At 71.7% G+C, this 8,172-nt stretch carries 7 protein-coding genes; 5 read left to right on the top strand and 2 right to left on the bottom strand.

Annotated features, from left to right (window positions below):
• Positions 1-18: 18 nt before the first annotated feature.
• Together ACFRCG_RS45140 and ACFRCG_RS45135 are read right to left on the bottom strand one after the other, a co-directional pair.
• Positions 19-903: a LysR substrate-binding domain-containing protein gene (locus tag ACFRCG_RS45140; protein WP_380042488.1), complete on the bottom strand. Its 885-nt coding sequence runs from the start codon at positions 901-903 to the stop codon at positions 19-21.
• Between the two features lie 326 nt (positions 904-1,229).
• Entirely contained in the window at positions 1,230-2,162 is a 933-nt protein-coding gene (locus ACFRCG_RS45135; RefSeq protein WP_380042487.1) for a hypothetical protein, read from the bottom strand.
• A 320-nt stretch (positions 2,163-2,482) separates the two neighbouring features.
• Here ACFRCG_RS45135 and ACFRCG_RS45130 point away from each other — a divergent pair, with 320 nt between their 5' ends.
• The 5 genes from ACFRCG_RS45130 (at position 2,483) to ACFRCG_RS45110 (ending at position 8,074) form a co-directional block, all read left to right on the top strand.
• Positions 2,483-3,709 carry an alkaline phosphatase family protein gene (locus tag ACFRCG_RS45130; protein WP_380042486.1) on the top strand — a complete coding sequence of 409 codons (1,227 nt, stop codon included), beginning with the start codon at positions 2,483-2,485 and terminating at the stop codon, positions 3,707-3,709.
• 137 nt (positions 3,710-3,846) lie between these two features.
• The gene (locus ACFRCG_RS45125) at positions 3,847-5,178 is read left to right on the top strand and encodes an MFS transporter (RefSeq protein ID WP_380042485.1); all 1,332 of its coding nucleotides are present in this window, start codon (positions 3,847-3,849) and stop codon (positions 5,176-5,178) included.
• On the top strand, positions 5,175-6,173 hold the full coding sequence (locus ACFRCG_RS45120; protein WP_380042484.1) for a TolB family protein: 999 nt from the start codon (positions 5,175-5,177) through the stop codon (positions 6,171-6,173). The genes ACFRCG_RS45125 and ACFRCG_RS45120 overlap by 4 nt, the downstream gene beginning before the upstream one ends.
• Positions 6,174-6,241: 68 nt before the next feature.
• The gene (locus tag ACFRCG_RS45115; protein WP_380042483.1) at positions 6,242-6,985 is read left to right on the top strand and encodes an SDR family NAD(P)-dependent oxidoreductase; all 744 of its coding nucleotides are present in this window, start codon (positions 6,242-6,244) and stop codon (positions 6,983-6,985) included.
• 381 nt (positions 6,986-7,366) lie between these two features.
• The gene (locus tag ACFRCG_RS45110) at positions 7,367-8,074 is read left to right on the top strand and encodes a tectonin domain-containing protein (RefSeq protein WP_379995704.1); all 708 of its coding nucleotides are present in this window, start codon (positions 7,367-7,369) and stop codon (positions 8,072-8,074) included.
• Positions 8,075-8,172: the final 98 nt, after the last annotated feature.

Raw genomic sequence — 8,172 nt, 5'->3', positions numbered from 1 at the left:
GCCGACCCGGGCGGGGGTTCACACGTACTCGATCTCCTGGACCCCCTGGCGTCGGGAGTAGTCGAGCAGTGTGCGCACCTCGCGGCTGAGCGGACCGCGCCCGCGCACCATTCCGACCGTCCGGATCAGCCTCGGGCTCATCGACCGCACGGCCACGCTCGACGCGAACGGCTGGGCCAGGTCGGCGTACCAGAGCACCGAGCCGTGCCCGGCCACCACGCACGGGATCCAGGCCCCCCGGTCGTCGGTCTCCATCGCCACCGTCGGCCGCACCCCGGCGGTGGCGAACAACATCTCGAAGTCCGCCCGCCGCGCGCTGCGCCGGGACGGCAGGATCATCGGCAACTCCTCCAGGTCCGTCCAGGAGACCGGATCCGGCAGCCGGGTGTGCTTCGGCGAGACCAGCACCACCTCGTACGAGCGCAGCGGCAACACCTCGAAGCCGCCGGGCGCGGGCAGGTCCACCATCGCGATGTCGGTCGCGCCCGAACGCAGCGACGCGAACAGCGCCTCCCGGCTGTCCTGTCGATCCACCACGATGTGCAACTCCGGGTACTGCTTGGCCAGTCCGGGCAGCAGGCAGCTCGTGCACTCGATCGCGAGCGTGGCGGTCGCGGCGAGGTGCACCGTACCGCTGTGCGTCGGCTCCTGGATGTGCACGAGGTCCTTGATCGCCTGCACGCCGCGCAGCACCTTGCGCGCGAGGTTGATCACCTGGGCCCCGGCCGCCGTGGGCACCAGGCCCCGGCCGACCCGGGCGAACAGGACGACGTTCAGCTCGCGTTCGAGGCTCTGCAACGACCGGGAGAGCGCGGGCTGCACGACGAACAACTCCTGCGCGGCGCCGGTCAGACTGCCGTGCTCGGCGACGGCGATGAGGTAGCGCAACTGTTGGAGGGTCACGGGGAATCGATGCCTCCGCCCGGGAGCAGGATTTCGACCCGCTCGTGTGCCCGGGTGCGCGATGGCGTTCGGTGTGCCGCACGGTGCCTGTCGACCATGGTGTTCCTCCAGGGTGAGACGTGGTGCCGGGGGGCGACTGAAACGGGGCGCGACATCGATGACGGAGCGACCGCGCGGACCGACGCGGTACCCGAGGCGACTGCCCCGAACACCGCGCCGGCCCGCCCGGCGGTGCCGCGTTGCGCTGCGACCGGCACGGTTCGACCGGTGCGCCGTGGACGGATCGGGTAATCGCTTCGTTGCAATCCGTTCGCTACGACTGTGGATCAGAACCGGTTCACGGTCCAGCGAAACGCGGCGTCGGCTTTCGCCACGGACGACGGACCCGGACCACCCGGGATCGCCTCGGGAGGCAACGGGACCACCCAGAGCGGGCTGTTCGCGCCTTCGGAGCCGACGTACAGCGACTTGCCGTCGGGGGCGTACATCAACGATTCGCCCTGGGTCGTGCTCGGCGCGGCGAACTTGGCGAGTTGCCGCCCGGGCGCCGAATACACGGTGATGTCCCAGTAGTTGCGGATCGCGAACGAGCGTCCGTCGGGCGCGAACGCGCCGTCGGTCGCGATGTCCGGTGCCGGTCCGACCCGGGTGAGTTCGTTGACCTGGTCGCTGCGCGGGTGCGACGGCGCCCGGTAGAGCGAGCCGGGCGAGCCGAAGAGTTTGCTCGCCACGTAGAGGCGGTTGTCGCGCGGGTCGATCAGCGCGGTTTCCGCGTCGTGCGCGCCGTCGGCGAAGCGCAGCGGGAAGCTCGTGGCCGGCACGGTGGCATCGGCGAGCGTCGCGGGCTCGGCGATGCGGTACAGCGTCACCTGGGTCCGGGTGCCGAAGTTGTTGCCGATGTCGGCCGCGAAGATCGCGGGGTTGCCCGCGTCGTCGGTGCCGACCGAGATCGCCTCCCAGTCGGTGTTGGTCGCGCCCGATACGTGCAACACCGCGACGGTGCGGCAGGTGCTCGTGTCGATCGCGAACACGTCGGGTGCGTTTGCGCTGTCGTTGAGCGTGTAGGCGATGCCCGGATGCCGGGAACTGGTTGCCAGGCCGCTGGATTCGCCGATGCGCGTGTCGGCGAGGGTGCACTGGACGTGGGGCGGGTCGGCGGCGTGTGCGGGGGTGATGCCGACCGCCGTGGCCAGGACCGTGGCGAGCGCGGCGGCGGCTCGGGCGATGCGCGGGGCGGTCGCGGAGCGTGATCTGTTCATGTTTCCAGGAGATGAGGCCGCTCTCACCCGCGTCCAATGCCGGTCCGGCATGCATTCATGACGGAACGACATGGCTGCTCCGGCGGCGCACCGCTTGGGCATCGATGCATGCGCGCCGGGTCGGCGTACGGCCGCCGACCGCCGCGTCGACCGGCCGAACCGGCGTGCCTTCGGCCAGTTCAGGCGCCTTGCGCCGAGCCGAATCCGGCTCCCGTGGGGCGGTCGGGGCCGACTCCCCCGTGCGCGGCGGGCGTTGTTTCGTCCGGGCGCCGAATCCACGCTGCGGTTCCGCTTCGTCCACGCCAAGGAGGCGCCAGGTCATGGCCCACTTCCGATCCGGGTCCCGGTCGACGGCCCGGGGCAAACCCCGATCCACCACCCTCGTCGCGTTGTCCGTCGGGGTCGTACTCGGTGCGATCGCCGGGATCACCGCTCCCGCCTCGGCCGGCCCGTCCGAGCGGGTGCCGGCCGCTCGCACGGCCGCCGCCGCGATCCCGCGCTACGACCACGTGGTGGTCGTCGTGCACGAGAACGCCAACCAGGAGGAGATCATCGGCAGTTCGCAGGCGCCGTATCTCAACCAACTGGCCGCCGGCGGCGCCTCCCTGACCGACTTCCACGGCGAGACGCACCCCAGTCAACCCAACTACCTGGCGATGTTCTCCGGTTCCACCCAGGGCGTCACCGGCGACGAGTGTCCGCCGCCGGGCTCGCCGTACGGCACGGACAACCTCGGCCGGCAGCTGATCGACGTCGGTGCCACGTGGGGCAGTTACAACGAGGACTGGTCGGCGTCCGATCCCGGGGCGTGTACGAGTGGTTCGTATGCGCGCAAGCACAACCCGTGGTTGTCCTTCGCCAACGTGCCCGCGGCCACCACGTATCCGATGACCGCGTTCCCGACGGATTACGCCGCCCTGCCCACGGTGTCCTACGTGGTGCCCAACCTGTGCAACGACATGCACGACCGCCTGTTCAACCCGGCGTGCGGGATCTCCACCGGGGACACCTGGACCCGGAACAGGCTGAGCGGCTACGCGGAATGGGCCAAGACGCACAACAGCCTGCTGGTGGTCACGTGGGACGAGGACAACTTCCGCAGCGAGAACCGGATCGCGACCATCCTGTACGGCGCGCACGTCAAGCCGGGTCGATATGCGGGCCGCAAGGACCACTACAGCCTGCTGCGCACCTTCGAGGACATGTACGGCACCCGGCGCTCCGGCCAGGCGGCGACCGCGACCCCGATCACCGAGGTATGGGACGACGGTGGTCCGGGTCCGTCGACCGTGGCGATCGCCGATCCGGGTGCGCAGACGTCGAAGTTCAACCAGGAGGTGAGTCTGGCCCTTCGGGTCTCGGGTGGGACGGCGCCGTATTCGTGTGTCGGGCGGAATCTGCCGGCGGGTGTGTTCCTGAACGCGTCGACGTGTGTGATCTCGGGTCGGGCGTGGGGTGTGGGGACGTTCGCCACCGAGGTGGGCGTCACCGATTCCGCCGGGGCGAAAGCCGACGCCGCGTTTCGCTGGACCGTGAACTGGTTCTGATGGTGGGCGAGTTCCGGCCTTGAGTCGATTCCGATCGCTCGACGCGTCGAGCGGGTGGGTGTCGAGGGCTCGAACCAGCTCTCGACGCCCACCACTTCCTTCCCTTTTGCCCGTGCCCGGCCGCCCGGAGGTCCCGGATGTATCTGTCGTCCAGTCGTTCCGCCGACCTCGCGTCCGGTGCGCGTGATCGGAGGGGGCAGGCGCCGCCGGTGCCGCCACCGTCGGCCGGCCGTGGTGTACGGCGGGTCGCGCCCGTGGTGCTCGTCCTCGGCGTGGTCTCGCTGGTGACCGACGTCTCGGCGGAGATGGTCACCGCGGTGCTCCCGGTATATCTCGTGCTCGGACTCGGGCTCTCCCCCATGGCGTTCGGCATGCTGGACGGCCTGTACAACGGCGCCACCGCGGCATCGCGGCTGCTCGGTGGGCATGTCGCCGACCGCTTCCGCCGACATCGCACGGTCGCCGCGGTCGGCTACGGGATCTCGGCGGGGTGCAAACTGCTGCTGCCGGCCGCCGGCGGGGTCACGGCGATCGGCGGGGTGCTCGCGGCGGATCGGGCCGGCAAGGGGCTGCGGACCGCGCCGCGCGACGCGCTGATCTCGATGGCGGCGCCGCCGGCCGCGCAGGGACGGGCGTTCGGGGTGCATCGGGCGATGGACACGGCCGGGGCGCTGTTCGGACCGCCGGTGGCGCTCGCGGTGTTGTGGGTGACGGCCGACGCGTATGACGCGGTGTTCGTCCTGAGCTTCTGCTTCGCCGCGTTCGGGCTGCTCGTACTGCTCCTGTTCGTTCGCGACCCGGCGGCCGGTACCGGGAAGGTCGGGGTGCGGCGCGAGCCGGTGCGACTGCGCGACGCGGCGGCGGTGTTGCGGGTGCCGGGCTTCGCCCGGGTGTGTACGGCCGCGCTGCTGCTCGGCGCGGCGACCGTCGGGGACGCGATGGTGTATCTGCTGCTGCAACGGCGCACCGACCTGTCGCCGCACCTGTTCCCGTTGTTGCCGCTGGGCACCGCGCTGGTCTTCCTGCTGTGCGCGGTCCCGGCCGGCACCGCCGGGGATCGGTACGGGCGCGGCCGGGTCTTCCTGGCGGGTCATGTCGCGCTGCTCGGCGGCTACCTGGCGCTGCTCGCGCCGCTGCCCGACCGGGTGTTGATCGTGGCGATCCCGACCCTGCTCGGGGTGTTCTACGCGGGCACCGACGGCGTCCTGATGGCGCTCGCCGCACCGGCCGCGCCGGCGGAACTGCGCGGCGGGGCGCTGGCGTTCGTACAAACCGGGCAGGCGGGCGGACGGGCCCTCGGCGCGGCCGGGTTCGGCGCGGCGTGGACCGTGTACGGCCCGCACACCGCCGTACTGCTCGCCGCCGCCGGGCTGGCCCTCGCCCTGCTCGCCGCCGTCGCGCTCCTGGCCGCCGGCACGCTCGCCCCGGGCGCCGGGGCTTCGGCCGACTCGAAGGGGGCTTCCCGATGACCCGCACCGCGCGCCTGACCGTGCTCACCGTGGTCACCGCCCTCCTGGTCGGCCTCGCCGTGCTGTACACCCTGCGGGCGGCGGGCGACGCACGCGCGGGGCGGGAAGGCGACTACACGGCGCTGAGCCTGAACCGTCCGGGCCGGATCGTGTTCCGCAGCACCGCCGCCGACGGCGGCCGGGACCACCTCGCGGCGGTCGACGCGGCGCACCCCGGTGAGCCGCGGACCGTGGCCACGCGTGGTTGCCTGGTCTTCCACGCCGCGCACGGCACGGGGGTGTGCCTGCAACCGGCCCGGTCGGCGCTCGGCACCTACGACGCGGTGCTCCTGGACACGAACCTGCGCGAGACGGGCCGGCGCGCGCTGGCCGGGACGCCCTCGCGCGCCCGGGTCTCGCCGAGCGGCCGACTGGTCGCGTGGACGTCGTTCGTCAACGGCGAGTCGTACGCGGGCCTGAACTTCTCCACCCGGACCGCGATCCTGGACACCCGCGGCGGCCGACTCGACGACAACCTGGAGTCGTACACGCTGCGCCGCGGCGACGAGACGGTCCGCTCTCCCGACGTCAACGTGTGGGGCGTGACCTTCGCGGCCGACGACAACACCTTCTACGCGACGGTGGCCACCGGGGGCCATACGTGGCTGGCGCGCGGCGACGTGGCCGCCCGTACGCTGCGCACGGTGCGCGAGAACGCCGAGTGCCCGTCGTTGTCCCCCGACGGCACGCGCGTCGCGTACAAGAAGCGGGTCCCGGGCGCGGACGCCGACCGCCCCTGGCACCTGTTCGTACTGAACCTGGCCACCAACGTGGAAACCCCGCTCGCCGAGACCCGAACCCTCGACGACCAGGCGGAATGGCTCGACGACGCCCAGGTCGTGTACAGCCTTCCGGGCGACCTGCGCGGCGACATCTGGACCGCGCGTGCCGACGGAACGGGCCGCCCGAGCCTCCTGATCCCACACGCCCTGTCCCCGGCCGTCCTGCGCGACTGAGTTTCCGAGACCCGCCCGCGGCGCAAGCTCCGACCGAAACCGGCGATCCGACCCATCGGAGGTATGTCATGTCGGCGCTGAAGGGCAAGTCGGCCGTGGTCACGGGAGGCTCTCGCGGGATCGGGCGGGCGGTGGTGGAGCGGTTGGCCCGGGACGGCGCGGAGGTGGTGTTCGGCTACGTCCGCGACGAGGCCGCCGCCGAGGCGGTGGTCGCGGCGGTCGAGGCGGCGGGCGGGCGGGCCCGGGCGGTACGGGTCGACCTGGGCGAGCCGGGCGCGGCGGAGTCCTTCATGGCCACGGCCGACGAGCACCTGGGCGGCCTGGACATCCTGGTCAACAACGCCGCGACGGGCACCGCCTCGACCCCGATCGCCGAGCTGACCGAACAGGACTTCGACCACGTCCTGTCCGTCAACACCAAGGCCCCCTTCCTGACCATCCGCTACGCGGCCCGCCACATGCGAGACGGCGGCCGCATCGTCAACATCTCCACCCTCAACACCCTCCGCCCGGCCCCCGGCATCGCGGCCTACGCGGCAAGCAAGGGCGCGTTGGAACAACTCACCAGGGTCGCCGCCCACGAACTCGGCCCACGGGGCATCACCGTCAACACCGTCGCCCCGGGCGCCACCGACACCGACCTCCTCAACGCGGCCAACCCCCCGGAGGTCCTGGCCGCCGTCCCCGCCCAAACCCCCCTACGCCGCCTCGGCCTCCCCACCGACATCACCGACGTCATCGCCTTCCTGGCCGGCCCCGAAGCCCGCTGGCTGACCGCCCAAACCCTCCACACCAACGGCGGCCTCGGCTGACCGTCGGGACGTGTCGGTCGCGGTCGCGCTCGGATGCCGTGAAGGGGGTTGGCCGCGGCCGCGCGTCTGCCGGGGCCGATGTCGCGTAGGCGTCGGGGGCTTCGAGCCGTCCGGGTCCGGGGCGTGCGTGGGTGCTCTGGGGTTTCACGCGACGGGCGGCACACGCGGTCGGTCGTGTCCAGTCGCTCGTTCGCGGGATGGGTCTTTCAGCCATGACCCACGCGGACGGCTCCGCGTGTCCGGTCGTGTACCTGGAGTGATCGAGGTGGTGGGGTGAATCCTGGGGTGATCGTTTCGGCCATTCGGTGATCAGACCGTTTGGTCGGGGCGTGAGGCCCGTAGGTATCCGGTGAACGTCCGTCGCCAAGGGGAGGATTCGACATGGCCGATTGGAAGACGATCACCGGAAGTCTCACGGCGATCTCGGTGGGGTCGCGAACGATCGTGTGGGGCCTGGACTCCGCCGGCAGCGTCTACCGCTTCACCAACGACGACAACAACCCGTGGGTGAAGATCCCCGGGGTCCTGAGCGACATCGGCGCCGCGGCCGACGGCACCGTGTGGGGGGTCAACGCCGGGAACGAGATCTTCCGCTACATCGGCGACCGGGACTCGGCGAACCACTGGGTCAAGATCCCCGGCAGCCTGGTGCGGATCTCCGCCGGATCACGAACCATCGTGTGGGGCCTGGACTCCGCCGGGAGCGTCTACCGGTACACCAATGACGACAAGAACCCGTGGGTGAAGATCCCCGGGGTCCTCAGCGACATCGGCGTCGCCGCCGACGGCACGGTGTGGGGGGTCAACAAGGGCAACGAGATCTTCCGCTACATCGGCGACCAGGACGCCTCGACGAACCACTGGGTCAAGATCACCGGCAGCCTGGTCCGGATCTCCGCCGGATCCCGCAGCAACGTCTGGGGCCTGGACTCCGCCGGCAGCGTCTACCGCTTCACCAACCACGACGCCAACCCGTGGGTGAAGATCCCCGGAACCCTGAGCGACATCGGCGCCGGCATCGACGGCAACGTGTGGGGCGTCAACTCCGGCAACGTGATCTACCGCTACACCGGGGACCAACTCGGTTAGACGACACCCCCGCCCGTGGGGGGGGGGGGGGGGCGGGGCGCCCGCCGCCGGCGCGGCCCCGGCGGCCCCCCCGCGCGGCGCGGGGGGGGCGGGCCAGC

The sequence above is a fragment of the Embleya sp. NPDC056575 genome, assembly GCF_042793325.1.
GTDB lineage: Bacteria > Actinomycetota > Actinomycetes > Streptomycetales > Streptomycetaceae > Embleya.
The sequence above is the reverse complement of the archived record's forward strand: the minus strand, read 5'-3'. Positions and strand labels throughout refer to the sequence as shown.

Bases quoted from the DNA above. Each gene is read 5' to 3' on its own strand.
- ACFRCG_RS45135 (WP_380042487.1), bottom strand. From the start codon at position 2,162: ATGAACAGATCACGCTCCGCGACCGCCCCGCGCATCGCCCGAGCCGCC.
- ACFRCG_RS45130 (WP_380042486.1), top strand. From the start codon at position 2,483: ATGGCCCACTTCCGATCCGGGTCCCGGTCGACGGCCCGGGGCAAACCC.
- ACFRCG_RS45125 (WP_380042485.1), top strand. From the start codon at position 3,847: ATGTATCTGTCGTCCAGTCGTTCCGCCGACCTCGCGTCCGGTGCGCGT.
- ACFRCG_RS45120 (WP_380042484.1), top strand. From the start codon at position 5,175: ATGACCCGCACCGCGCGCCTGACCGTGCTCACCGTGGTCACCGCCCTC.
- ACFRCG_RS45115 (WP_380042483.1), top strand. From the start codon at position 6,242: ATGTCGGCGCTGAAGGGCAAGTCGGCCGTGGTCACGGGAGGCTCTCGC.
- ACFRCG_RS45110 (WP_379995704.1), top strand. From the start codon at position 7,367: ATGGCCGATTGGAAGACGATCACCGGAAGTCTCACGGCGATCTCGGTG.